The 24,120-nt window shown below is 44.5% G+C and carries 21 protein-coding genes; 8 read left to right on the top strand and 13 right to left on the bottom strand.

The window, feature by feature from the left end; all coding sequences use genetic code 11:
* The 3 genes from FSU_RS12935 to FSU_RS16690 all read left to right on the top strand — a co-directional run bounded on the left by FSU_RS12935 (window position 1) and on the right by FSU_RS16690 (window position 2,283).
* Entirely contained in the window at window positions 1-678 is a 678-nt protein-coding gene (locus FSU_RS12935) for a hypothetical protein (protein WP_014546830.1), read from the top strand.
* 116 nt (window positions 679-794) lie between these two features.
* Window positions 795-2,117 carry a PP2C family protein-serine/threonine phosphatase gene (locus FSU_RS16685; protein ID WP_015732226.1) on the top strand — a complete coding sequence of 441 codons (1,323 nt, stop codon included), beginning with the start codon at window positions 795-797 and terminating at the stop codon, window positions 2,115-2,117.
* Entirely contained in the window at window positions 2,041-2,283 is a 243-nt protein-coding gene (locus tag FSU_RS16690) for a PP2C family protein-serine/threonine phosphatase (RefSeq protein WP_081440906.1), read from the top strand. The genes FSU_RS16685 and FSU_RS16690 overlap by 77 nt, the downstream gene beginning before the upstream one ends.
* Before the next feature lie 62 nt (window positions 2,284-2,345).
* Here FSU_RS16690 and FSU_RS12950 read toward each other — a convergent pair whose 3' ends face one another.
* The 9 genes from FSU_RS12950 to FSU_RS12990 form a co-directional block, all read right to left on the bottom strand.
* Window positions 2,346-2,609, bottom strand: a complete 264-nt coding sequence (locus FSU_RS12950; protein WP_014546831.1) for a hypothetical protein — start codon at window positions 2,607-2,609, stop codon at window positions 2,346-2,348.
* 40 nt (window positions 2,610-2,649) lie between these two features.
* Entirely contained in the window at window positions 2,650-2,904 is a 255-nt protein-coding gene (locus FSU_RS12955; protein ID WP_014546832.1) for a hypothetical protein, read from the bottom strand.
* 188 nt (window positions 2,905-3,092) lie between these two features.
* On the bottom strand, window positions 3,093-4,883 hold the full coding sequence (locus tag FSU_RS12960; RefSeq protein ID WP_014546833.1) for a hypothetical protein: 1,791 nt from the start codon (window positions 4,881-4,883) through the stop codon (window positions 3,093-3,095).
* Window positions 4,883-7,330 carry a hypothetical protein gene (locus tag FSU_RS12965; RefSeq protein ID WP_014546834.1) on the bottom strand — a complete coding sequence of 816 codons (2,448 nt, stop codon included), beginning with the start codon at window positions 7,328-7,330 and terminating at the stop codon, window positions 4,883-4,885. Before FSU_RS12965 ends, FSU_RS12960 begins: the two co-directional genes overlap by 1 nt.
* Window positions 7,327-8,775 (bottom strand): hypothetical protein, encoded by a 1,449-nt coding sequence (locus tag FSU_RS12970; protein WP_014546835.1) that lies wholly within the window; start codon window positions 8,773-8,775, stop codon window positions 7,327-7,329. The genes FSU_RS12965 and FSU_RS12970 overlap by 4 nt, the downstream gene beginning before the upstream one ends.
* Before the next feature lies 1 nt (window position 8,776).
* Window positions 8,777-11,923: a DEAD/DEAH box helicase family protein gene (locus FSU_RS12975; RefSeq protein ID WP_014546836.1), complete on the bottom strand. Its 3,147-nt coding sequence runs from the start codon at window positions 11,921-11,923 to the stop codon at window positions 8,777-8,779.
* A complete protein-coding gene (locus tag FSU_RS12980; protein WP_014546837.1) occupies window positions 11,920-13,365 on the bottom strand; it encodes a protein kinase domain-containing protein in 1,446 nt (481 codons plus the stop codon). Before FSU_RS12980 ends, FSU_RS12975 begins: the two co-directional genes overlap by 4 nt.
* A gap of 6 nt (window positions 13,366-13,371) precedes the next feature.
* Window positions 13,372-14,097 carry a PP2C family serine/threonine-protein phosphatase gene (locus tag FSU_RS12985; protein WP_014546838.1) on the bottom strand — a complete coding sequence of 242 codons (726 nt, stop codon included), beginning with the start codon at window positions 14,095-14,097 and terminating at the stop codon, window positions 13,372-13,374.
* A 2-nt stretch (window positions 14,098-14,099) separates the two neighbouring features.
* The gene (locus tag FSU_RS12990) at window positions 14,100-14,810 is read right to left on the bottom strand and encodes a vWA domain-containing protein (RefSeq protein ID WP_014546839.1); all 711 of its coding nucleotides are present in this window, start codon (window positions 14,808-14,810) and stop codon (window positions 14,100-14,102) included.
* 199 nt (window positions 14,811-15,009) lie between these two features.
* Here FSU_RS12990 and FSU_RS12995 point away from each other — a divergent pair, with 199 nt between their 5' ends.
* On the top strand, window positions 15,010-16,428 hold the full coding sequence (locus FSU_RS12995) for a sigma-54-dependent transcriptional regulator (protein ID WP_015732227.1): 1,419 nt from the start codon (window positions 15,010-15,012) through the stop codon (window positions 16,426-16,428).
* Between the two features lie 216 nt (window positions 16,429-16,644).
* Here FSU_RS12995 and FSU_RS13000 read toward each other — a convergent pair whose 3' ends face one another.
* Window positions 16,645-16,890, bottom strand: a complete 246-nt coding sequence (locus FSU_RS13000) for a hypothetical protein (RefSeq protein ID WP_014546841.1) — start codon at window positions 16,888-16,890, stop codon at window positions 16,645-16,647.
* Window positions 16,891-17,050: 160 nt separating this feature from the next.
* Here FSU_RS13000 and FSU_RS13005 point away from each other — a divergent pair, with 160 nt between their 5' ends.
* Genes FSU_RS13005 through FSU_RS13015 form a run of 3 tightly spaced genes read left to right on the top strand, consistent with a single transcriptional unit; the run spans window position 17,051 to window position 18,855 of the window.
* Window positions 17,051-17,545, top strand: coding sequence for a hypothetical protein (locus tag FSU_RS13005; RefSeq protein ID WP_014546842.1), 495 nt, complete (start codon window positions 17,051-17,053; stop codon window positions 17,543-17,545).
* A gap of 3 nt (window positions 17,546-17,548) precedes the next feature.
* On the top strand, window positions 17,549-18,262 hold the full coding sequence (locus FSU_RS13010; protein ID WP_041260239.1) for a hypothetical protein: 714 nt from the start codon (window positions 17,549-17,551) through the stop codon (window positions 18,260-18,262).
* 35 nt (window positions 18,263-18,297) lie between these two features.
* Window positions 18,298-18,855 carry a flavin reductase family protein gene (locus FSU_RS13015; protein ID WP_014546843.1) on the top strand — a complete coding sequence of 186 codons (558 nt, stop codon included), beginning with the start codon at window positions 18,298-18,300 and terminating at the stop codon, window positions 18,853-18,855.
* Between the two features lie 5 nt (window positions 18,856-18,860).
* Here FSU_RS13015 and FSU_RS13020 read toward each other — a convergent pair whose 3' ends face one another.
* From FSU_RS13020 to FSU_RS13030, 3 genes are all read right to left on the bottom strand, one after another.
* The gene (locus FSU_RS13020; RefSeq protein ID WP_014546844.1) at window positions 18,861-19,520 is read right to left on the bottom strand and encodes an HAD family hydrolase; all 660 of its coding nucleotides are present in this window, start codon (window positions 19,518-19,520) and stop codon (window positions 18,861-18,863) included.
* Between the two features lie 17 nt (window positions 19,521-19,537).
* On the bottom strand, window positions 19,538-20,314 hold the full coding sequence (locus tag FSU_RS13025; protein WP_014546845.1) for an EI24 domain-containing protein: 777 nt from the start codon (window positions 20,312-20,314) through the stop codon (window positions 19,538-19,540).
* 79 nt (window positions 20,315-20,393) lie between these two features.
* Window positions 20,394-21,377, bottom strand: coding sequence for a glycoside hydrolase family 11 protein (locus FSU_RS13030; protein ID WP_014546846.1), 984 nt, complete (start codon window positions 21,375-21,377; stop codon window positions 20,394-20,396).
* 334 nt (window positions 21,378-21,711) lie between these two features.
* Between FSU_RS13030 and FSU_RS13035 the strand changes: the two genes are divergently transcribed.
* Window positions 21,712-24,105, top strand: coding sequence for a Tex family protein (locus FSU_RS13035; protein WP_014546847.1), 2,394 nt, complete (start codon window positions 21,712-21,714; stop codon window positions 24,103-24,105).
* The last annotated feature ends 15 nt before the right edge of the window (window positions 24,106-24,120 follow it).

Consider the following 24,120-nt stretch of genomic DNA (forward strand, 5'->3'; position numbering starts at 1 on the left):
ATGCCCTTTGTCCCACACGAAAAGAAACCACTAATCGCTAGAATCTTGGAATGGCTGAACGATTCCGAAGAATGGCCTGTCTGGGTACAGTTCTTCTTGTTGCCGCGACCGCTCGGTCGTGAAAACTTCTTTGCCGTGCGCGTCGTTCTGTTGTTTGCGATGGCGTTCTTTACTTTGCAGGCGTTTGCTGGGGGCTATGAATCCTGGATTGCTCAGTTCTTGCACAACTTGAACTTGCCGGTTCACGAAACAGGACATATCGTCTTTAGAATCTTCGGGAGCGAAGTGATTACATCGCTTGGCGGCTCGCTTTTCCAGATCATTATGCCGCTCGTGTTCTGTTTTGCACTGTGGATTAAACCCCGCGACTTGTTCGGAGCCTCGATTGCGCTTTGGTGGGCGTTCGAAAACCTGATTGATGTGGCGCCTTACATTGAAGATGCTCTCCCGATGAAGCTTATGCTTATCAGTGGCGGCACCGGTGCCGAAGCCCCATACGGGTTCCATGACTGGAACTTTATCCTCTCCGAAACAGGCCTGCTTTTGAAATGTGACTCAATTGCCTCGACCGTTTATACCGTTGGCTATGTCGGCATGGCGCTTTGCGTTTTGTGGGGTGCCTGGAGCCTGATTTATTATTTTGTGTTCCAACGCCAAAATAAAGGGCTTTTGGACTAGTTTTTTATTGTAAAGATTGTGATTTTGGACAAAAATAGAAACCTAAATTGCGATTTTTCCCCTAAATAACATATATTATAAAACTACAAGAATTGCATGTTGAGGGGCGCAGTATTATGAACACATCCCGCCATACAAAAATACGGAGCGTTACGGTCCTCGTCGTTGCTGCATTGTTGCTTGAACTGACGACCGCAGTGCAGTACATTTCTACACGCCGAGCCATTACCGCCCAAATTAAGGAAATGGCTAAGCAAGACCTTACTTCTGCAAATCGAACTTTTGAAGTCAAGGAAATTGCCGAAGCAGCCATTGCGGCTGTGCTGCCCGAAGTAGAACGTCTAATCGATACACAACAGCAAGATTCATTGCATATGGCGTTGCAACGAGTGGTTGCGAACCATCCTGAAATTGTCGGCGTCGATTTTGCCTATCGTGTGGGGAGTGATGGCCTTCGCGATGGGTATTTTACGTTTAGGGACGATGCGACCAACGAAATAAAAGACACCGTGATAGGATTTGACTATACGGAACGCACTTGGTACCGCGAGGGCTTGCATGGCAACGGTTCCTGGAGCGAACCGTACATGAGCCGCTATTACGTGGCGCTGATGTCTACATTTTCACGTCCTGTCCACGATCCTCAAGGTCGCGTCATTGCCGTTATTGGCGCCGATGTTCCGATGCGTGAACTCTCTTCGATGGCTGTGCAGCTGTACGATAACCAGCAGCGCTCGCTCATTCCTGTCATCATTCTTCAGCTTGTCGGCCTCTTTGTGCTTGGCTTTATCATGTACCGCAGCATCATCAGCGTCCGTAAGTTAAGCAAAGTCAGTGCCGAAAAAGACCTGATTAACAGGGAACTTGGCATTGCAAATGCGATCCAGACGGCGATGCTTCCGCCACCGCTGCCCGAAAGCGAATTCCTGAATATCGTTGGTAGTCAGGTCCCGGCAAAACAAGTGGGTGGCGATTTTTATGATTATTTTGTGCGTGACGGCAAGCTGTTCTTCAATATTGGCGATGTCTGTGGCAAGGGAATCCCCGCTGCACTTGTCATGTCAATGACGCAGGCCGTGTTCCGCACGATTGCAACTAAAGTCGATGATCCATCTCACATTGTGATGGGAATGAACACGATGGCCAGTCGTGGAAATACGACGGGAATGTTTGCAACGCTTTTTGTTGGTGTGCTAGACCTTGCAACGGGGCGCCTGAGCTACTGCAATGCCGGCCATGAAAAGCCCATTATCATTACTGGACGTAATATGCGATATCTCGATGTTACCGCAAATATCCCTATCGGGGTCATGGAAGAAAAAAAAATACAATATCCAGGAATCGGTCATCGCTGCGGGCGATATGATCTTGCTCTATACGGATGGCCTCACCGAAGCCATGAACGCAAATGGAAAGCTGTTTGGATTGAAGCGCGTTGAAGAAACGATTTGTGGCGGTGGAAAAACTGGAGGCAATAGTGAACTCTCCGCATTTGCGGAACCGCAGCAACTGCTGGATACGATGTCACATGCGGTGTCCGAGTTTGTGAATGGCGCGGAGCAGAGCGATGACCTTACCATGCTTGTGATAAAGTACAAAGGGTAAGGGATGAAAATAAAAATGCCTAAAATAGGGAAGCTATTTTAGGCAAGGCGAGGTGTTGCCGTTTAAAACCAGTAGCGCTTCATCTTTTTCATGAACGCTGCGTCTACTGGCCATCCGGAAGCGTCTGGGATGACAGAGTCAATCGCGCAGTAAGGGCATAAAGCTGTCAGGTCTTCCCTGTCAATGCAGAAGTCTTCTACTTCTGATGCGGGGAATGTTTTGCAGCAAAAGAAGCAGCCGCACATCTGGGATCTTTTTACGAGCCCTCTGTTCTGGAAGGAAGCGGCGTGTGCCTTTTTGATAATCTCAGGCATGTTTCTAGTCATATAAGAATCCTCTATAAAAGTTTTCCCATGTTGGGAGTTTTTAGGCAATGCTGTTTTGAATCTTGCCGGATTGGATAAGAAATTCTCTTACGTAGCGATAGTAGTCTCTACAGAAGTTTGAAAAAGCTCTGGAATCGCTTGGTGTGCATGGAATAGAGAATATCTTATTTGCACCTTCTTCGATGTGTCGCAAGATGACGTGCTTGCCGTGACGTGCGATTTCCCATTTTTTGGACTTTAAGATGTTTAGGACGAAATCGCGGATGTCTTTGTTGTTGGAAATGTAAGGCTGCATAGTGCTCTCCTGGGCTGAGGTTTGTTGGATGCCGAGTGAATAGCGAAATGCGTGCCAAATTTTTGAAATGGCTAAATATGGCGAAAAACAGGCTTTGTGTAAGCGGAACTATATTTAGTAAGAAATATTTTTCACAAACAAGAAATATTTTTCTTGTTATACTGGGTTTTGTGATTTGAAATAGAATGTTATTTCAAATTACTTTTAAAAGGCTCCCATTTTCCATGAAGTTTCATATCTTCGTCTTTGAAGAACCATTTTATGGTATTCCCGTTTCTGCTCCAACGACTGTGACAGTTCCGGCACTCGAATAAGAAGTTATTTTCGGTAGAGCCCTTCGCCCTAGTAGCGTCAGCTTTACAGCAGGGACATTTTTGGATGAGGCTTATTAGGGCGTTCCCGGTCTTGAGAATTTCTATGTCTTCATCGCGGTTTTTGCGATAGGTACTCAGGTCCCTTTTCTGGATTCTGTCAGTATGCTCTCTTTTATCAACCTGCTTCTTGAATTCATTGTCGTCGTAACGATCGAGCAGGTATTTACCGTCTAGCATATTGGGGACAAGTTCCTTTATAAATCTATTCTGGGGCACTTTGAACGGATACTGGCACATGAGCATTGCCCAAATCCACTGGAAAATAATCCTTTGGATTAGGAGTTTTGGGAAGATGGATTGCGGTGCTATGCCCAGTACCATATAGGCTTCGTTGTTTTTGAACATATCATGCAATATGGTAAAGTTGTCTTCGTCTTCGCTCAGGTAGGGGTTACATTGTGGATATACAAGGACCGATACATCGCCTGTATAGGGGTTAGACTCATTAAGGACGTTGTCGATATAGCAGCTTGTGGGTTTTGAGGTAACGAAAACAAAGCGCAGCTTTTTGCCGTTTGCTTCTAGTTCAAGGCTGTTGTAGGGTGTTTCTCTATATTCCGGCTTGATATAGTTCCAGCAATCCCAATCCATGTTTGTGGTTCTGAAATCTTCGATGCACCTCTTGACGAATTCTTTTTCGTTATGCAGCAGCAGGACCTGTTCTTCTTTTTTTTCTGCCTTAGAAAGAGTTTTGATACGTGCACGCTTGACCTCTTTCTGTATCTTGGGTAAGTACCGGTAATGCTGGTTGTTCATCAGGACGTTTGTCATGATGTCGTGATTGATGTCCACTTCAACGTTGGGAAAGGTCTTAAGGTTACTGAACAGTAGCGTATTCCAAAAGGAGGATATGACGCGCTGCAGGTATTTTAGGAAATCGATAGTCCGCTTCAGCAGTTCTCTATTTTCCTTGACTTTCTCGATGCTGTATTCCTTGAGTAGGGAACTCAGTTCCGATTCCATAGATAAGTAATCTACATAGCTGACTTCTTGGTAATACAACTCTATTTCATTATAGGCGTTGTCGATATTCTTGAGTCTCTGCAATCGCTGGTTTATTAATGAAATTAGTATTTTGCAGAGTGTGAACATCAAGCGGTTTTCGTACGTTTCCCATTTGTCGTCCCTGACTAAAGAAAGCAGACGCTGTGGGTGGACTCCGACAAACGAACGGTTTCTCCAGTCCTCGGAATGCCCTGCCAGATATTCAAGGGCGCGAGATGCGAATTTTTTGACACGGCTAGTTGGCTGCTTTATTTCCTCTTCCTTCAGGTCAAGAATTGGTCTGGCTACGGCCTCCTTTAGGTGAGTGAGAGGGTCGTTTCGCTTAATTTGGTCAATGTCTTCTTGTAGGAACGTTTCTAGCTGGTTGCGATCAAGGTCGTCGGGATTGTTGCACAGCGAAAAGAACGAATCCTTGTCTTCGTCAAGCAGCCGAAATGCGGCAAGGATATCGTTGGTGATAGGCTCGGATTCCTTGACTTCGATGTCGTCAAAGTGGTAGATGACATTCCCCTTTTGCGCCTCCTCTCTGCTTAGGGCATAAAGGCCTCCACAATCGGGGTTGTCAATCTTGACATCCTTTTGCAAGAAGATATCGAACATTAGGCGCCTCGTTTCTTTGCTGCGATGTCCTGGTCAATGAGCCTGATGGTTGCCGAGTTGTCGTCTAGTTTTATATTTTTTTGAATTTCTTCTTTAAGTTTTACTAGAGAATCTTCCTGCACGCCAAATAGACCCGTGATTTTGCCTTTTCGTACAATCTTTGTGGCAAGGAGATGGTCTAGAGCGAGTTCTTTGGACCCTCCTGCGGCACAGACCACAGGAACGAAATTCCTGATTTGCCTTTCGAGACGGTTTCCGAAAGATACATCAAATTCCGACTTTAGTACATCCTTGAGGGAATGCATTTTTTCAGTGACCCAGGCAGCTTGCTGTTCTCCTTCATCTGATTCCTGTGCTTCGACAAATGCGTTTCTCAAATCCTCGGCGGACCAGTGGGCCGCACCTTGTCTTATCTTTTGGTAGGACGGTTTTTGAGTATTGCGCTCCATCACCATGACGTGGGCGCGGTCGTACGTCTTGTCGGCGAATTCCATGGTGGTTTCGTCATGGTTTGCGGTGCCGATAAACCACACGTTGGGAGGAACAATGATTTTTTCATTTTGGAGGTATTTGGGCCAACGGTCTGATTCCATAGTTTCTTTGGGCATTCCCGAAAGCAGCTCAACTGTTAGGGGATCAAATATGGAGCTATTTGCTTGCTCCATTGCTGAAATGAAGTCTGCAAAATATTGTTCGGGATGTGACAAGTTCATTTCGTCGAGAATTAGGAAAAATAGGCGGTTTTTGAACTGAGGCGTAGATGCGGTATAGAGCCCCTTGGAGAAGGGTTTTTCGTAGAACTTCTTTTCGAAGGCATTGTAGTAACCCAGCAAATCCTGGTTGTCGCGCCATCCGGCCTGAACAGGGATTATGCAGCTACAGGAACCGTTATCCTTCTCTGACTTGCTACCATCGGAATTATCTCCAACGATAGAAGCGAACGCTTGTGCTAATTTGGTCTTGCCTGTTCCGCTAATACCCTGTAGTAAAATGAGGCGGCTCATGGCTAGGCCACCAACAAACAGTTGCAGAGTTTCGGGTGTATAGAAAAGGTGGGGCTGATATTGCGTCAACTGGTAGCCGACTGCATTCACGAATTCTTTAAGGTCACCGGAATTTTGGGTGAAACTGATGTATTCGCGGTTGCATCTGCTATCGATGTTCTTGAATTCAGCAAAAATGTCCTTATTCTGGTCTTTTGCGGTAAGCTCATCGAGCTCTTTACGCAATTGGTTTTGTGCTTCTTTGAGAGCCGCGTTGTGCGTTTCCAAAGTTTTATTTAAAGCAATTAAACCTTCTGTGTCTACAATTTTTCTTCGATAATCCATTACCTGTTTAGAGAGCGCATTCTTTTCGGCGATGGCTGATTCGCATTGGTCTTTGAAACTCTGCAAAGCATCTTCCATCTCCTGCTGGTGTTCCGGGCTCCAGGCAGAATTAAGTTCCAACTTGAGAGTTGCATTTTTATTGCGAAGATTGTTTATCAACTCCTTGGCCTCTTCGGCACTCATCCCATCGAGCTGTGACTTGATATCCTTGTAGCTCTTTAATTGCTTTTGCAGGTTCTTATTTTCTTCATTCAAGTCTTTAATTTGATTTTCGAAGGATGCCTTGCTTTGTGCGAGTCTGTTATCATACTCAAGTTGAATCTCTTCCCTGATTTCATCAAATGCCTTTTTCCTGTTTTCATATTCCGTTTTCTCAAGAATGCATTTTTCTTGCTCTTTGCTTAAAGAGGCGAGTTTGTTTTTGTAATCTTCAGATTGCTTTTGCAGCGAGTTTCTTGTTGATTCCAGATCTTTATTGAGTTTTTCGGTAATCTCATTTTTCCATTTGGTCTCGTTTGCGATAAAGCCTGCATCGGCTTCGGCTTCTCTTTGCTTAATCTGAGCTTTAAGCCCTTCTAGGCGTTCGTCTTCTTTTTTGTTTGCGTCTTCTTTTATCTGAGCCTTGCCTTCTCTTTCGGTAACATCGTCCTCGCGTTTTTTTGCTTCACCTTCTCTTTCGTTAAGTTTGTTTTCGCGTTTATTTAGTCCATCTTCTCTGTCTTTAAGCTCGCTTTCCTTGTCTTCTTGCTCTTTAGATGTTTGTCCTAAATCTGCAATTTTGGTATCATAACCTTTTTTGGCTTTGTCGCAATCTTCCTTGGCAATCTTGTACAAGCCAATTACATCGTTGAGCTCATTTTGCAGAGCCTTAAGAGTTTCTTTTTCTTCGTCGGAAAGCTTGTTCTCTGAAGGAATTAGATTTTTGATTTTATCCAATATAGATTCTTTGGGCATGTTGATTTCTGGCGAAGCGTCGTCAACATTAGATATGGCGGGAGCACTTTCAACAGAGGCCTTTATCGGGGTGAAAATGCTGTTCATGTCGTCTATGCTTATGGGGGCATGACGCTGAGGTGTAGAAGGTTGGTTTTTGTTCTTGTTTTTATTTTTCTTGCTCATTTGTATGCCTCGTGTAAAATATCTAACTGTTTTTCAATTCTGTTGTAAATATCAATGTAGGGGTATGGAATAGGTTTTCTGTTTGTGTTAAAATGACCGTAGGTGTTGCGCGTGTCCACCAGTTCAAGAATGAATTTAAGGTCGTCGCTCAATGACCCGTTTTTTTCCAGTCTTGCCATAAACCAAGCTAGTGGGTTTTGGGGATGATAAAGGTAAAAGATAAGATGCCTAATGAGTAGTGACTTAAGAGAAGGCTTCCTTCGAGTCATACTCCCCCATACATCATCGTTTGTCAATTTTTTCTTGATGTCTTCGTCCAGTTCTAGATTGCGCATCTTTAGGCCGCCTTCCAAGTAGTAATGGCGATCTAAATCTCTTTTGAGAGCAACCTTTTTGAGCTCATCGTTAAAGGGCGTGTTTTTTGTTCTAAGGATGCTTTCGTACATGTTTTGCATTCTAGTAAGGAATGCATCGCCTAGATCAAGCGAGTTGTCTGTATCGTCGGTAAGAAGGTCTTTTAAAACAAAGAATCTGCAAATTTCAATAATAATGTCTTCTTCAAAATGTGGGTATCTGCCTTGAATACGATCTTGAAGCGTAATGGGAATCTCTATTGATTTAATTCCTAAAAAAGCTCCCATTTTTTCATTTTGTTCAAGGGCTGTATCTAGTTCGTTTTTGAGGAACTCCATTGGAATTTTGGACTGTTCTTCTAGCATGTCAATGCATTGAAAGTCTTCGCCTTCAGAAATTTTTTTGACCTTGACAAGCAGAAAATTGCATATTTCAGGTTCTTGGTTCCGCTTCTCAATGGAAATTATTTTATCGGGTTGCTCAATGTAGCTCGCCTTGATGTCATTGTAGTCGGACAAGGCAATATCGCAGTCGATTTGCTGGTATTCCTTCCACATATTGTAAATGTCTTCTTCCGAAATGTCTGTTGAGTTTTCTCTAACTTTGTTGGTGCGTGGGTACACAATAAACGGCTTGATGTTGCAGGGCATACCCTTGGACCCGCCGGCAATAGTGATTCCTTTTTCGTTTTGTTGGTAATCAATGGACGTGAGTTCCCCATTCATTAGGGGGTGTGGAATTAATTGTCCTGTCAACATGGATTGTAACACTACGATTCGACTTTTTTTGATTGTGGTCTCCGTGCAGGAGACTCCTTCTGGTATGTGCCACTTGTCAATCCCTTTTGTGACTTTCTGCTTGAGGTCGTGTTCAAGAATATAGCGAATTAGGGCCTCATCTAGATTGGTCAATTCATGGAGCTCTTGGACAGTCTTGTCTCCGGTCAGGAGAAGGTTTATGATTAGATCCGAAAAAAAGTTTTCGGGGATATTTGCTTCTGCTACCAGAATATCCCATACAATGACAGGCAAGGTGAAATAATCACCCTTGGAGAGTTCACTTGAATTGCAAAATAAATTAGCAATTTCCATATTATTTTTCCTCGTCTGCAAGTTTAATAAATTCTTTTAAAGCGGGAACTTCCTCTTGTGCTTTTTCTGTTTCATACATTTTTCTATTTCCTACAATCACAAGGAGTTTCTTTTGACGAGAGAAAGCGACGTTTAGACGGTTTTCTGATTTGAGAAAGCCGAAGTTGTTCCTGTCGTTGCTGCGAACAACAGAGAAGAATACGATATCAAATTGCCGCCCTTGGAACGCGTCGATTGATCCGATTTCTAGATGCTTGTTGTCAATTTTTTTCTTGAGTTCTGCATCTGACTTAGCAATTTTATCAATGAGTCGTGTTTGTGCACTGTATGAGGCGATAACACCGATAGTTTCGTCAGTTTCCTTGATAATTTCCTTTATGCGCTTAATAATTAGCTCGGCTTCAGCCTCGTTCGTTTTGCTTATTTTCCCAGATTCCTTGCTATCGACATTTTCCCAAACCGCACACTTGCAATCTCCATTTTTCTTAGTGTATCTTGAAACATGATGAATGCAGTCATTGGGATTTTTGCCGGTTTGAATATGTGTCTCGTCTCCGTAAAAATTTCGACTTACAAAGTCGCTTAATTTTTGCGGCATACGATATTGAGTATCGAGAGTTACCGTGCGTACAATGCCATCATTTCGTTCTGTTTTTAAATAATCCCATAAAGATTCGAATAGAGACTTTTCCATAAAGCCCTTCAATTCTTCGAACCGTTCCCTAGAATCATTGCTGCATTCCATTTGCTCTAGGATATCTTGATCAACAAGTTGGGGGAGTTGCTTGTGGTCGCCAACTAGTATAACTTTTTTTCGGGCTAAGGTGATGGGTATGAATAGGTCAAGAGGATTTGCTCGAGCAGCTTCATCGATGATGACGTAATCAAACTCAAAGTTTTTCTTACCAAGAAGCCTTACAAAAGATTCACTTTTTGATTGCTGTACTGTTGCCGCATAGGTCATGGCGTAACGGAGCATTGCGTTTCTGATGGATTTGAATCCGACATTTTCCTTATAGCTGTTTAGAACAATCAGTTTTTGTAGGTCGGTTTGCCTGATGCGTTCTCTGATGTTGGGCTCAATGGTCGTGTCGATATAATCCTTTAGAATTGTGAACAGCTGATTGTCAAACGAATCTGTTGGATTGGGAACCATTTGCTCAATGCATTTGTTTCTGAGTTCTTCAACCCAGTCAAGGTCTTCTTGGCTAGGTGTCGAATTCGCTAGTTTCTTTAGCTGATCGTACCCTTTTTCCAAGGCGTAACAATTCAAGGAATCCTTGCGCAAATCGTAGTATTCCAACACATGCTCAATCATTCTCTTGCCGTCGTCATTGAATCCTGTGCTGGTTGTTCTTAATCCCATTAGGCATTGGTAGAATTTATTGTTTATTTGCTTGACTTGGAATTTCTTTTTGAATTCCTTAAGAGTATCCACTTCTGACGGAGAAAGGATGCTGTTTGTGACGGCAAGATTGATGATTTCTTGTAGTAGGTTTCGTATTTCGTAAGAAGAGCTTGCAGCGCTTAGTGCATTAAGGCTTATTTGCAATTTTTCGTATTCGATGTATTGCGTGTCGGACTGTAACTTATTTATCTGTTCATCAATTTTTTTTGCGGTATCTTCTTGCCATTTCTGGAGTCCTCTGAAGATTTGTTCCTTGTCCTTTTGTTCCCCATAAAAGCGAAATACGGGAAGTCCCCAAATTGAGCTTCCGTCAGCCACATTATCAACAGCTACGTGTTGAAAACTTGTCAATAATATGCTAGGCATTTTTTCGGGATGCTTGGGGTCTATCGATTGTAGATATTTTTGTAATGCGTTGATAACGCTTGTCTTTCCTGTTCCGGGAGGTCCTTGGATGAGGGCTATGTCTGGTGTGTTCAGACAAACCTTTAGTGCCCTTTTTTGTGCTTCATTGGGTCTTCTGTTACCGAATGCCGCTTCAATTTTTAGATCGTTCAGCCTTTTGGGGACGGCTGCGGAGCCGAAGGAGGGGAGCGTTGTTTTATTTAAAATGTCTGTAATAGATGCAATAGGAATGTTGCGTGTTCGGATGTTTTCTAGTGCTGCTGTTCTGCGTTTGGATGCTATAGACCATGGTTTAAAATCTATGGCGAATCCCTCAAGTTCTAGTTTTTCGCTATTGTCATATTTAGGTTTTCTTTCGCCCCATTTCCAGGAAACTGTTCTTGTTTTCTCGTCAATCCGTTCGTCGCAAATATTGTAACTCTTACGTTTCGAGAAAACGTAGATGGAATAAGAATTCTTTTGATTGGCGTTTAGCTGATCGTATATGTTCTTGAAATTTTCTATTTCTTCGGATTTGTTTTGAAGTGTTGCGCTGCAGTTTTCTCCTTTGGCAGTTATCTTTTCAATGCGAAGAATGCCAGACTGGATTTTATAATCTTCCAGCATCTGCGCGTCAACCTGATTATACTTTTCCCAAAGGTTTATGATGGAGTTTGGGTCTGCGGCTTGTTTAGCTAATTGTGCATTCAAAATGGGATCGCTTACGATGGCTTCCTGTTCTGATACGAATCGAATGTGCGCAATCCCTTTTTGTACATTCAATTTTTTTTGAGGAGACTTTTTTAGATTGCTGACAAAGAGATACTCCTTGCCGTCTACCTTCTTACTTTCGATATTTGCAACATAATTGCATCCGAGCCATCCTCCTTCCAAGTTTGAGGTATTGCTCAGAATTCTAAAGAATAAGTACGAATTTTCAGTGGTTTGGAAAAGAAACTCTTTTTTGAACCATTCTAGAGCCTGTTCTGTTTCTTTAAAACCATATTTCTTAGTGACTTCTATGAGCCTGTAGGTTGGAATGACGATATTGCATGTCTGTTCGGTGTTTCCTATAATGGTCGGTCCGCCAAAATCCCACTTGTTTAGGGTCACCTCGTATTTTTTATCTGCTTGTTTTACGGAATCAACAATGTAGAGTGACTCCTGATTGTATGGAAGTGAATTTTGTGGCCAGAATATCCTTTCTGGATGATTGTAGTTTTTGAAATATCCGCTTGGGGTGAATTCCAAAACATCGTGTTTGGCGATTTCGAATTTCCCGTCATTGTCAAATATGGCGTCTATGACTTGTGCCGAAGAATTGCATGCAATGATATTTAGTTGCTCGTTATTCATTTTTCACCCCAATATTTGAACAGGATGACGCTCCTGAATTTCAAGGAATCGTTTTCTTCGGAATCATCATGTATAATTTTTGTTCGTGTGTATTCGGGGAAAAGGATTTGGTACTGTTTGCCTTCCTTGACGTCGATAAGGAGGGAAATCCCCTTTTTCAGGGTGCAGCTCTTTGTGTTTTTTTCTTTGGGAATGTTTAATGTTACCTTCAGTTCCTTCTGATCGGTCAGTAGTATGCTCAGTTGCTGCTTGGATACGTTGAATGATGCTTCGATGTTTGCCGATTTGGTTTCTGCTATGGGAATGTTCATTAGGGTAGATGTATCCTCTAGCAGGTACGCGGGATGGCTGAAAACTGTGTCTTGAATTTTGTTCCCTGCAAGAATGGTATTGAGTATAAGAATATATGGAGTATGTGATTCTTTGTCGCAGAACGGACATTCATGCTTCTTGCCGACTTTGATATAATGCTTTCCGCAATTCTTGCATTTCATAAAAGATGTTTCGCCTATTCGAAGCGTCTCAATCCATTCAAATAGGGCGGGCCTTGTCAAAAAACTTTTTTCACCGGAAAAAGTCCTTTTGAAAAGACTCTGTAGCATTTCTGTTTCCAAAAGATTGCGGAGAGCCGATGATTTGCCTGTGTTGTCTTTGTCCATGTCGTCAATGAAAGGAAGATCCGATTCCTCCTCTTTTTTTTCCATAGTGGATATTTCCATGGTTGCAGCATCGGTTACGAGTTTGCCGTGGAACGGCAACTCTTGTCGTAGAGCAAAGAATGCTATGACTGCAAAACTCCATGTGTCGCTCAAGGGCGTGTTGAACTTATGTTCTCTTATAACTTCAGGAGCGGAGAATCCTTTGAATGAAATTGAATCGTTGAAGTCGGCGGCAATGACCATGTTGTCACAGTCAATTAGTTGAACTTCATTATATTCTGTATTGCTTGAAATAAAAACATTATTAGGATTTAAGTCTCCGTAACAGTATCCTACGGAATGAATTTGTTCAAGAATTTCAGCAAGCTTTCGCAAAAGTGTGTAGATGCGGCGGATGCCACCTAGTCGATCAAGATATAAACCAAATGATTCGTTTTTTTTGCATTGAAGGCTGCTCAACGAAACCATGTCTTCCATTAGTTCCATGACGTAACCGTAGAAGATTTTGCCTCCTTTTTCTATAGGCTTGATTTCGTTTAGGGGCTTTGCGATATAGTCGGGCAAATCGATTCTAGAACGAAGATTTCTGTAGCGTCTATAGACTGTTTCCGGATTGAAACCTTTTGAAGCGTAGCTCAATTTGATGAGTAGATTCGTCCGCTGGGTCTTATATACGGCTCCTTGACCGCCTTCACCGATGCATTCTTTTAGCTCGAAAATGCCTGCACTTTCGGTTTCAACATTAGTGATTTTATTTTGCTTTACAATTTCGTCTGTAAACATAATTAGTCACCTTCGTTCAATGACGACGATTGTCTTATCGTCTATGTGGTGTTGGGTTGGCCAATGAATCAGTTCGTTTGTAAGTTCTTTTTGAGCTTGTTTTTTTGAACCTTTGAGAAAAATATCAAATGTGGAAACAAAATTTTCTATTGCCTCTGGTAAAATATCTTCGCTAATGCCGTCGGTCATCATGAGCAGTCGATCTTTTGGTGAGGATAGGTCAATTTTGTTCATTCGCCAAAGAGGAGAAATGTCATAGTTTCCCATAGCGGATGTTTCATTGCCGAAACCATTTTTATTATCTGCGAATACGTTGATTTTTTCATTGTGTTTTACAAGAGTCATTCCGTCGCCCAATTGGACTAACCATCCCTTACCTTTGCTATTTATGATAGCTAGTTGGCAAGTGCTGCCGCACTTGTCTGCTCCAAACTTGCGCGAATGCATCAACCAACGACAATGCAGTAATCTTAGAAAATCTGTAAGATCGTGTGGCTTGATTTGACACCATTCTTTAAAACATGGAGTGAATAGCTTGCATAAAGTTTTGGCCCCGTAATCGCTGTGGGCGTGGGAGCCTAAACCGTCACAGACCATCACTAAGAGAAATTTACCAACAAAGCCGATGAATGCGCTGTCTTGGTTTGGAATGTTCTCTCTGATGTGTCCGGGACCACGTGCTGAGGCTTGGATATATTTCCATTTGCGACGAGTGAAAAATTCTGTAAGCAAATTTAGTCCTCGTCAAAGAGCTCTTTAACGTTTTCAGAAAGGCTGATGATATCGTTTGGGGCTATTTCGCCTGGTTTGGCTGATTGAGAACTTTTGATGGCGGACATGGTAACGCATTTGAAAAATTTTTGTATTTCAATGGCATTGTTTGCCTTAAAAATGGGCATTTCTTCGTTGTTTACGAATTTTTTCAGCATGCTTTCGTCTGCGTCCGCACCAATGGCGAGGGCGAGTCGATTTGCTTTTTTACTTCTTTCGCTATTAAGAAGCCTATCTAATGGTTGTTGCCAAAGGTCGTTGGGCATTCCGTCGGATGCTAATACGATGAAAGGACGATATGCGCGGGAAGGGTAGATTTCTCTATTTTCTAGTAAATCAACAAGGCTGGTTAAAGCTTTACCGAGTGGTGTGTTGCCTATTGCTTGCATTTTGTTAATGACGTTCATTTTAGAAGGATCATTGGCTATTTCACTAGCTGATTGTGGTTCCAAAATGATGTTTGCGGCTTGGTTGCCGAACGTGATGATTGAAACGTATATTTCAGCTTCTAGAGATGACGATGAAGCGTCTTTGAATGAACTGATCATGTTGTTCAAAGCGTGCTTTAACGAATCTAATTTTCCGATTTCATTCATACTGCCACTTACGTCCGCAAGAATGATTACGGGAAGTGGACGAGAATGGATGCTTACGACGGTATCGAATACACTCATGATATACTCCTTTATATGGTTATATATACATTTTTTTACAAACGATGCGTGCGATTAAATGCATTTTCTTTGGAAGTCTGTGCAAAAATTGTGCCAAGTTTATGAATGTTGTTTTTGTAGCGTTTTTCGTGTTTTAAATATCAAGAATGCGAAAAGTTTTTCTTATTTATATAAAAATTTTTCGTATATTTCAATTGATATGAAAACGAAAATCACATTGCTTACTTGGATGGCCGTCAATAATGATCCTAATGCATTAGAGTCGTTGTTGAAAAAGTTGGGCCAGAAATATGACATTGAAAAGGTTATATACCTTTATCAAAAAGAATATGTGGAAAAGTTGAAAGAAGTACAACCGCTTAGTTCAGCTATAAATCCGGTAGAGGTGAATGTCAAGAATCCGACTGCGCATAAAGAAATTTATGAAGTCATAAAGCGAGGAATTCTCCCGATGGTGAATGATGAACCAAATTTGTTCATCAATGTCTCTTCGGGTACGCCGGCGATGCATGCTGTTTGGATTATTTTATATGCTGGAGGCGTTTTCCCTGAAGGAACACAATTACTGTCCTCACAAATAAATCGAAAGACGGGAGCGACGACTTGTGACAAGGTTGATTTCCCGATTGATACGTATTTAAGTGAACTCCGTCGATATGAAAGGGAAAACCCGAAAGAGGCTATTTATAAACCTGAGTCTGTAAAATCAGAAGCTCGTAAAAAGGCTTTAGAGCAAATTCGTGTTTTCGCGAGCGTTCAAAACGTGCCGATGCTTTTGCTGGGAGAACGCGGTATTGGCAAAAGTCGTCTAGTCGAATCAGTTGTTTCGAAGATTAAGAAAAAAGAAGTGGTTTCGGTAGCCTGTGGAACGTTGGATTCTAATTTGGCTGAATCTGCGATGTTTGGTCATAAAAAAGGTTCTTTTACTGGTGCTGCGGCTGACAAAAAGGGCTATTTTGGAGAGGCTGACGGTAAAATTCTTTTTCTGGATGAAATTCAGGATTTGCCGAAAGGTGTACAACGCAAGTTGCTTCGAACATTGCAAGACAAAAAACATCGCTATCGCATTGTGGGCGATGATAAAGAATCTACGGCGGATGTGGAGCTTGTATGTGCTTCAAATTTAACAGACTCTGAATTGCGAAAGAAACTAGATCCTGATTTTTATGACCGAATTAGTTTCTATCGGGTGGTAATACCGCCTTTGCGTGAATGTCGCGAAGACATTGAGACGGACTGGAATGAAGTTTGGAAAACTGTTCGCTTGGATAGCTCTCCGAAGGATGCTCCTATGGATAAGTATCTTGAAAAATATTTCAAGACTTCTAGATTGTCTGGGAATTTTCGAACATTGCAGTCTATTGCTTATCAGTTTATTGCATGGAATGGCAAAAAGACGATTGAGGAAATCCTGAAAGATCTTCCTGCGGATGACTCTCCGAATGGAACTTTTGATATTGGAGAATTTTCAGAATTCCAAAATTTGAATTGGAAAGAGGCGACCAAGCTTTTTCAGCAAAAACTTGCCGAGTATTCATGCGGAAAATATGGAACTCAAGAAGCTGCGGCTCAAAGGCTTGATTGTACCTCAAAGACATTGCAAAATGCGATGAAGTAAAATTGTATGGCGACTCGTATTTTGAAACAAATCTTTCAAAATTGCAAAAAGTGTGAATTTTGATGTAAAATCGCACTAAAAAATGTGAATTTTAGTGTGAAAATTACACAAAAAAATGTGAATTTGGACCCGAAATTTACACTTTTTTGTGCGTTTCTTTATTTTCGTCGAAAAACCGAGCCTTGAAGGCTCGGTTTGCTGTATAGTTTCCCTATCTTATTGCGCGAGAATTACTCCTGTTTGAATAAGGAACTCGCGGATGTAACGGTTGTAATCCCTCCTGAAGTTTGCGTAGGCACGAGGATCGCTAGGAGTACAAGGGATAATGAAAAACTTGGTAGCACCCTTTGCGATGTGTTTCAAAATCGGATGTTTGGCATGGCGTGTGATTGCCCAACGCCCGGTTCTCAACATACCGTTGCACATTTCATTGATTTCGGAATCATTTGACAGATTAGACATTTTAACCTCTTTAAAAGTGGAGATGATTTATCTTGTCATATGGGCGTTTCCCACTGACATTTACAGATGTAGAATCATCAAAAGGGGCAAAACGGGACAACGGGAAATGCTAGAATGGCAATTTTTTTTATATTGCACCTTCGTCTAACGAGTGGAATACATGACCGATACAATTCATCAATGGCGGACTTTGCGAAACGAACTTGACGATATGCTTAAAGCTCGTGGAAAGAAGTACGCTGAAGTGGTCCAGGATTACTATAAGGAAAATCCTAAAGACGCTAGTGAAAAGAAATCTTCTAGCAAAAAGTTCAGCGCTAAAAAGTCCGATGAGGGTTTTTCTTATGAAAATTGTGTTGAGAAAAAATATTGGAAGAAACGGCCGACAAGTGATAAACCTTCGGAAAGTGAATTGCTGAAGGACCGGCCGGAACCTAATAGAGTCGAGCCTGCAATCGCCTTCTTTGAAAAACTGAAAATTTTTTTAATGGCTAAAAATTGCCCAAAGGCAGAACAATGGCTTGCTGAAAAATTTGATGACGATTTTATGGTTCGCTTCAGAAAAGAAGTTATTGAACCCATCAAAAAAGAAAAGGAGAATCAGCTCTTTTCCGAAAAAAGAGATAAAGACGGAAAAGGTGAATTTGATTTTTAGACTATGAAAAAAATAATATTGATTTACTTTGTGTTGGCTGCAGGAATGTTGATGTCTTGCGACTATCAAAAAAGAGAATGTGTTGTCAAGGCTTCTAAATGCTTGACAGACGAGGCTTACCGAGATTCTCTTTACAAGGGCTGGAAAGCTCCGATTAACAAGGATTCCCTAGTGGATTCTGTTTTTGCTATGTTGCGTGAACAGCGCCAGATTTTGTTGAATCTGAATGCCGAAAAGAACGCTGCTGCGCCCGCGAGTGTAGAAGAAAAGTCGGCTCCGGAAATTCAGCCGGTCATTGAAACGCCGAATGTCGCTCCAGTCGTTGAAAATGTGGAAGAGCCTGTGCGTGAAGAAAATCCCAATGAGGTTACAGCCAATGAAGTTACAAATGCTGCCTCCGAGCCTGTTGTTAATGAGCAACCTAAAAATCCCGAAATTCAGCCTAAAGAAAGTAAATGGGGAAAACTTTTAACGGGTGCTGGAGCGGCCATTGCCGGGGCTGCTGTTGGAGCTGCCGTTGTGGATAAATTGGTCTGCAAGGAACGTTTAGATATAACAGTTGAGTATAAGTTGATGGTGGCGTGCCTCAATAGCTGCGGCTATGATGACGAAACTGTTGAAAAGTGTGGTGCCGGAATAATGCAGTGGCTCTGCAAGGAAAAAGAAAAGGCCGGAACGATTATGAACCGTGTACGGAGTTCTTGCTCAATTAGATAAGTTTTTATTTATATTTCAAGAAAAAAGGAGCGTCTATGCGCAAAAATCTCGGAGTAAAAACTTATCTGTACCCACAACCGACTTTGGTCATCGCCACTTATAACGAAGATGGCTCGGCGAACGCCATGGTGGCTGCTTGGGGCTCAATCAGCGACAACAACCAGGTTGCAATTTATGTGGCGAAAACCCACAAAACCATCCCGAACATTCTTGCTCGTAAGGCTTTTACAGTGAGCATGGCAACCGCGGATCACATCAAGGCTATCGACTATTTGGGCATTACCAGTGGTAATCGCGTGGCTGATAAATTTGCAAAGGCTGGCTTTACGTCTGTCAAGAGTGAAAATGTCGATGCCCCGCTTGTTGCTGAATTGCCGCTTGCGCTTGAATGCAAGCTCGTCAGCTACGACGAAGAATCGGAACTCCTGCTCGGCGAAATCGTGAACGTTACTGCCGATGAATCCGTGCTCAATCAAGACGGAAAGCTCTCCGTCGAAAAGCTTGCTCCGGTTTGCTACGATTCCGCAGGTCACGGCTACTATGTGATGGAACGCCGCGTGGGTAACGCCTTCAGCGACGGAAAGAGCATTTAATAAAATTAAATTCCTAGCGCTTCCACCCAGTCAATGTCTGCCGTTACGGTGAGCGTCTGCAATCCGCAGGCGGCTGCGGCGGCCGTGTTGACGGGGCTATCGTCAAGGAAGATTGTTTCGGCGGGGGAGGCTCCGAGCTCGCGAATGGCTGTCTTGAAAATCTCGGGGTCGGGCTTTTGCAAATGGAGCTCCTGACTCAAGAAAATCTTGTCGAAAAAGTCTTCGAGCTTATTGCCGTTCGCATTGAACCAATTTTGGCAACAGCATTCCCAATGTAATTCGTTTGTATTGCTCAAAAGCGAAACGCTTGCAACGCCTTCTGTTTTGCGCAAGCGACGGAGTGCTTGTAATTTGCGGTCGGCAACTCCCAAGCAAATAGAATTCCATGCTTCTTCGATATCGCGAGGCGTTGTCGGGGCCGCGGCGCTTCTTGCGAAAACATTTGCGGCGCATCTTGCGTTAGAGATACACTTGCCCGCGACTTGCTGGCAGAACTCTGCGGTCGTCACGTACCCGAGCTGGTAATCTTCCATCAGCTTGTAAACAGAACCGCCCGGCTCAAGTTCAGCGGGCGGCAATCCCAAAGCGACAAAGCGTTCGTAAGCGTTTTTCATGCGGATGTCCAAAAGAACTCCGCCTAAATCAAAAATGTAGTTCTTGAGCATGTCGCAAAGATAGAAATTTAAGATGGCGATTTTTCGCTCAATTCTAGTTGCGATAGCGTGGCGGCAACTGTCGAAACGCCTCCGATAAATGCGGCGATGAAAGAACCGCAGATAAGGTAAAGCGGTAACGAATAAACGGCTCCGGTGGCGAATGCGACGAACTTTAATTTATGAGTTTCCTTGCGGCTATCCTTAGGGGACAATCGCCAACGTTCGTAGGTGTAGTCCATAAAACCAAAGCCAAAGTAATAGGCGTTGATGATGAAAATCAAGATGAGCGATGCTATGCTCCCCGCGATAGGGATGAAGTTCAGTAAAAGGCAAAGTGCGGTCAAGACGAGTTGCTTTGCTGTGTTGCGAACGGCAATCACGACGGCGCGTAAAATATCCTTGAGCGTTTGCTTCATGTCAAACGGAAATTCTTTCCCGGTGAGGATGGTTTCTGTCTTTTCGGAGAGGAACGTGTAAATGGGCGACATCAAAATGTTGACAATCGTGCCGCCGATGAAAATGAATAACGCAAAGAAAACAATGGGGAGGATAATCTTGATGGCGACCATGCCGGCGTGAATCCAGCCGTTCATGTTTTCGGTGCTGCGTTCGATGATGCCGTTAATCCAGTCGCTAATGCCAACGCCCGAGAATATGAAGGCGACCACGACGATAATGTTCAAAATAGCGGGGATGAGCAAATATCTTGTGAGCTTGTTTGCGCGTATAAGACGGATGGCCTTGATGTATGCGGCAAATCCGGTCTTGAATTGTTTTGCTATAGATACGTTTTCTTGTTGCATTGTTTTAAATATAAGAAAGCCTGCGATTGGGGAAATCGCAAGCTTGATGATTAGAGTGTGGTTTGTTATGAAAAAGAACTTATTTTACGGAAACGCTCTTCATTGCAGAGCCGAGCTTTACCATATAAATACCGGTGCTATGGAATTTGTTCTTGATGGCGCTCTGGATATCGCTTGTGGCATTTACGTTTCCGAGGAATTTGCCCTGCATATCGAAAACCTGTGCGCTAGTGATTGTGTTTGTTTTCGGTGCAAATTGGGGAAGGGCCGTGGAGCTTGCTTCGCTTGTGTAGACCTTGGCGTAGGCAAAGTCTAGTGTGCCGGAGGCGTTCCCGTTTTCGGGGTATTGGCCTGCTTCGCCGAGAACCTTCGCTTCGTACATGGAGTTGCCGAGTTCGAGACCTAAGCTCTTCCAACCGTCAAAGTGGGCGGTAATGTCGATTGTTCCGCATGAACGCTTGCTCTTACGCACGCTGAAGTACTGCGTGAAGGGCGTGTTGTCGCCTTCGATGGAACCGCGCTGGACTTTATCGACGTAGACTTCGTATGTGGCGCCGTCAACGGTGATTGTGCCACGCAAGCCGCATTCGTCACAGTTTGCGGTGGATTTGCCAATCCAGTTCGGGCGATACGGGCTCCAGTTGTCGACGATGTACCATTCGATGAGCGGGTCTTGCGACCAGCCGTAAACGCCGATGTAGGAGTAGGTCACGTTGGTGTAGCTGGAGAATTTGGGGTCGGTCAGCTTGAAGTCGGCGTAAAGGTGTCCGAGGTCGGTGTACTTGAGTCCGCTGTTCATACCGTAGCGGATGCCTTCGCGGCAGAGGTAATCGTTCACGTTGTTGAATTCACAAGAGAACGAACCGTCGGTATAGAACGTGGCGGAGTTGTTGCCGATGTCGGCCCAGAGTTCGTAACTATAGTTACCGATATCGTTAATGTCGTTGGAGGTGACGACCGTGCTTTCGCCGCTGTGGGTTGCTGTGTTGCAAAAATCCTGGGAATAGGCTTCTGTGGCAAACGCAACGGCAAGACTCAAAACGAAAAATTTCGAATTTCTCATAAAACATCCCTTTTTTTATACTCCAAAGGTAACTTTTAATGGGGTGGTTGGGGTATCCATCGTAAACTAAAATTTCAAAAGTGTTGCAGGTGTATTAATGCGTCTCGGCCTTCTTTCTGCGGTTTCCGGACGGCTTTTTTGAGCCTTGCCCCCATGTGTCGAAAATTTGACACTTTCTTTTGCTATATTCGGTAGACCCCCGAACGGGGTGTCTGGCAGCGGTGGTTGCCAGGCTTGTGTCACCGAGGGCCGTGCGGGCTGTGCTATCCAATGAGGGGTGTATGGCTCGGTGGACCCCAAATCCGGAAACGGAATCTACAAGTAGGAATCTCAAATGGATTTTTCTGCGATTATTGCCGAAGAGCTGAATCTTGAAGTGTGGCGCGTTAGTAAGGCGCTCGAACTTATGGACCAGGGGGGCACGATCCCCTTTATCGCCCGTTACCGTAAGGACCAAACGGGTACTTTGAACGAAATTGAACTCCGCGACATCAGCCACCGTCGCGACTACCTCCAGGAACTTGTGGACCGCAAGGAAACGATCCTCAAGAGCATCGAGGAACAGGGCAAGCTCACGCCGGAACTCAAGGCTCAGATTGAAGCTTGCAAGGACAAGACTCTTCTCGAAGATATTTACGCTCCGTTCAAGCCGAAGAAGCGTACTCGTGCAACGATTGCAAAGGAACTTGGCTTGGAACCGCTCGCCCGCCTGATGTGGGCTCAGGAAAATACCGGAAACACGGCAGAAGAAATTGCACGCATTTATTTGTCCGAAGAAAAGGGCCTTGCCGACCCGCGTGCCGCCCTCAAGGGTGCTGCAGACATCCTCGCCGAAGAAGTTGCAGACAACGCCGAATACCGCCAGTACCTCCGCAACAAGGTCGAAAAGACTGGCGTCATGGTTTCCAAGGTCAAGAAGGATTTCGAAAAGCAAGAAACCAAGTTCAAGGACTACTACGACTTTAGCGAACCGGTCTCCAAGATTCCGAGCCACCGTATGCTCGCTCTCCGCCGTGGCGAAAAGGAAAAGGTGCTCCGCCTCTCCATCGAAGTCCCGAACGAAGAAATGGTCGGTTACCTCCAGAATCAGGTTATCAAGCACGACTCTGTCTGGAAGCCGTATCTCGAAGATATGTGCAAGGACGCTTGGGAACGCTTGCTCCAGCCGAGCATGGAAAGCGAAGTGCGCCTCCTCCTCAAGGACGCCGCCGAAGAAGAAGCTTTCAAGGTGTTCTCCAAGAACCTCCAGGACGTTTTGCTCGCCGCTCCGGCAGGCCACAAGGCTGTGCTCGCCCTCGATCCGGGTTTCCGTACGGGTTGCAAGGTCGCTGTGCTCGACAAGAACGGCAAGTTCATGGATCACGGCATCATCAAGCCGCATGAACCGTGGAACGACAAGGCTGGTGCCGCAGTTTATCTGATGAGCCTCATCGACAAGTATCAGATTGACCTCATCGCTATCGGTAACGGTACGGCTAGCCGCGAAACGGACGCTTTCTGTGGCGAAATGGCTCTCAAGTTCAAGGGCAAGGTTCCGCCGCGCGTTATCGTCTCCGAAGCGGGTGCTTCTGTCTATAGCGCAAGCATGATTGCTATCGCCGAATTCCCGAAGGAAGACGTGACGACCCGTGGTGCTATTTCCATTGGCCGCCGCTTGCAGGATCCGCTGGCAGAACTTGTCAAGGTTGATCCGCAGTCCATTGGCGTGGGTCAGTACCAGCACGACGTGAACCAGCGCGAACTCAAGAAGCGTTTGGACGAAGTCGTGGAAAGTTGCGTGAACATGGTCGGTGTCGACGTGAACAGCGCTTCTGCTCCGCTCCTCTCTCACGTGGCAGGCCTCAGCAACACGCTTTCTGAAGCTATCGTGAAGTACCGCGAAGAAAACGGCGCTTATGCAAGCCGTGAAGATTTGAAGAAGGTCAAGGGCTTTGGCCCGAAGGCTTTTGAACAGGCCGCAGGCTTTATGCGTATCCCGGGTGCAGAAAACCCGCTCGACGATTCCGCCGTGCATCCTGAAAACTACGCCCTCGTCGAAAAGATGGCTGAAAAGGTCGGCGTTCCGGTTAAGGAAATGGTCGGCAATGCAGACGCCGTGAAGGGCATCAAGCTCGACGAATTCCTCTCCGACGAGGTCGGTCGTGCTACTTTGGAAGATATCCTCAAGGAACTCCAGAAGCCGAGCCGTGACCCGCGTAAGGAATTCCGTTATGCTAAGTTCGATGACCGCATCAAGACCATCAACGACCTCGTGACGGGTAGCTGGATGGAAGGTGTCGTGACGAACGTCGCTAACTTCGGTGCTTTCGTGGATATCGGCGTGCATCAGGACGGTCTCGTTCACATTTCTGAAATCAGCGACAAGTATGTGACGGACGCTAAGGACGTGCTTACGGTCGGTGACGTGGTGAAGGTCCGCGTGGTTGCTGTTGATGCTAACCAGAAGCGCATCAGCCTTTCCATGAAGCAGGAACAGACGGACGGTGTTGCCGGTGCTGGTGCAAACGGTCCTCGCGGTCAGCGCGTGGGTGGCCCGCGTGGTAACTTTGGTCATCGCGACGGTGGTGCTCGCCCGCAGGGTGGCATCCAGGGTCATGCAACGATTGCCGACCTCAAGAACAAGATTGCCGGTAAGGAACGCCCGGGCATGCAGCCGCAGAAGAAGCCGAATGCAGCCCAGCCCGCCAAGCTGAACGCCTTGCTGAAGTCCATGAAAAAGGGCTTCTAGCCGAGAGTCGTGGCA

Source organism: Fibrobacter succinogenes subsp. succinogenes S85, from assembly GCF_000146505.1.
In the GTDB taxonomy this organism is placed as follows: Bacteria; Fibrobacterota; Fibrobacteria; order Fibrobacterales; family Fibrobacteraceae; genus Fibrobacter; species Fibrobacter succinogenes.

Bases quoted from the DNA above. Each gene is read 5' to 3' on its own strand.
- FSU_RS12935 (WP_014546830.1), top strand. From the start codon at position 1: ATGCCCTTTGTCCCACACGAAAAGAAACCACTAATCGCTAGAATCTTG.
- FSU_RS16685 (WP_015732226.1), top strand. From the start codon at position 795: ATGAACACATCCCGCCATACAAAAATACGGAGCGTTACGGTCCTCGTC.
- FSU_RS16690 (WP_081440906.1), top strand. From the start codon at position 2,041: ATGATCTTGCTCTATACGGATGGCCTCACCGAAGCCATGAACGCAAAT.
- FSU_RS12950 (WP_014546831.1), bottom strand. From the start codon at position 2,609: ATGACTAGAAACATGCCTGAGATTATCAAAAAGGCACACGCCGCTTCC.
- FSU_RS12955 (WP_014546832.1), bottom strand. From the start codon at position 2,904: ATGCAGCCTTACATTTCCAACAACAAAGACATCCGCGATTTCGTCCTA.
- FSU_RS12960 (WP_014546833.1), bottom strand. From the start codon at position 4,883: ATGTTCGATATCTTCTTGCAAAAGGATGTCAAGATTGACAACCCCGAT.
- FSU_RS12965 (WP_014546834.1), bottom strand. From the start codon at position 7,330: ATGAGCAAGAAAAATAAAAACAAGAACAAAAACCAACCTTCTACACCT.
- FSU_RS12970 (WP_014546835.1), bottom strand. From the start codon at position 8,775: ATGGAAATTGCTAATTTATTTTGCAATTCAAGTGAACTCTCCAAGGGT.
- FSU_RS12975 (WP_014546836.1), bottom strand. From the start codon at position 11,923: ATGAATAACGAGCAACTAAATATCATTGCATGCAATTCTTCGGCACAA.
- FSU_RS12980 (WP_014546837.1), bottom strand. From the start codon at position 13,365: ATGTTTACAGACGAAATTGTAAAGCAAAATAAAATCACTAATGTTGAA.
- FSU_RS12990 (WP_014546839.1), bottom strand. From the start codon at position 14,810: ATGAGTGTATTCGATACCGTCGTAAGCATCCATTCTCGTCCACTTCCC.
- FSU_RS12995 (WP_015732227.1), top strand. From the start codon at position 15,010: ATGAAAACGAAAATCACATTGCTTACTTGGATGGCCGTCAATAATGAT.
- FSU_RS13000 (WP_014546841.1), bottom strand. From the start codon at position 16,890: ATGTCTAATCTGTCAAATGATTCCGAAATCAATGAAATGTGCAACGGT.
- FSU_RS13005 (WP_014546842.1), top strand. From the start codon at position 17,051: ATGACCGATACAATTCATCAATGGCGGACTTTGCGAAACGAACTTGAC.
- FSU_RS13010 (WP_041260239.1), top strand. From the start codon at position 17,549: ATGAAAAAAATAATATTGATTTACTTTGTGTTGGCTGCAGGAATGTTG.
- FSU_RS13015 (WP_014546843.1), top strand. From the start codon at position 18,298: ATGCGCAAAAATCTCGGAGTAAAAACTTATCTGTACCCACAACCGACT.
- FSU_RS13020 (WP_014546844.1), bottom strand. From the start codon at position 19,520: ATGCTCAAGAACTACATTTTTGATTTAGGCGGAGTTCTTTTGGACATC.
- FSU_RS13025 (WP_014546845.1), bottom strand. From the start codon at position 20,314: ATGCAACAAGAAAACGTATCTATAGCAAAACAATTCAAGACCGGATTT.
- FSU_RS13030 (WP_014546846.1), bottom strand. From the start codon at position 21,377: ATGAGAAATTCGAAATTTTTCGTTTTGAGTCTTGCCGTTGCGTTTGCC.
- FSU_RS13035 (WP_014546847.1), top strand. From the start codon at position 21,712: ATGGATTTTTCTGCGATTATTGCCGAAGAGCTGAATCTTGAAGTGTGG.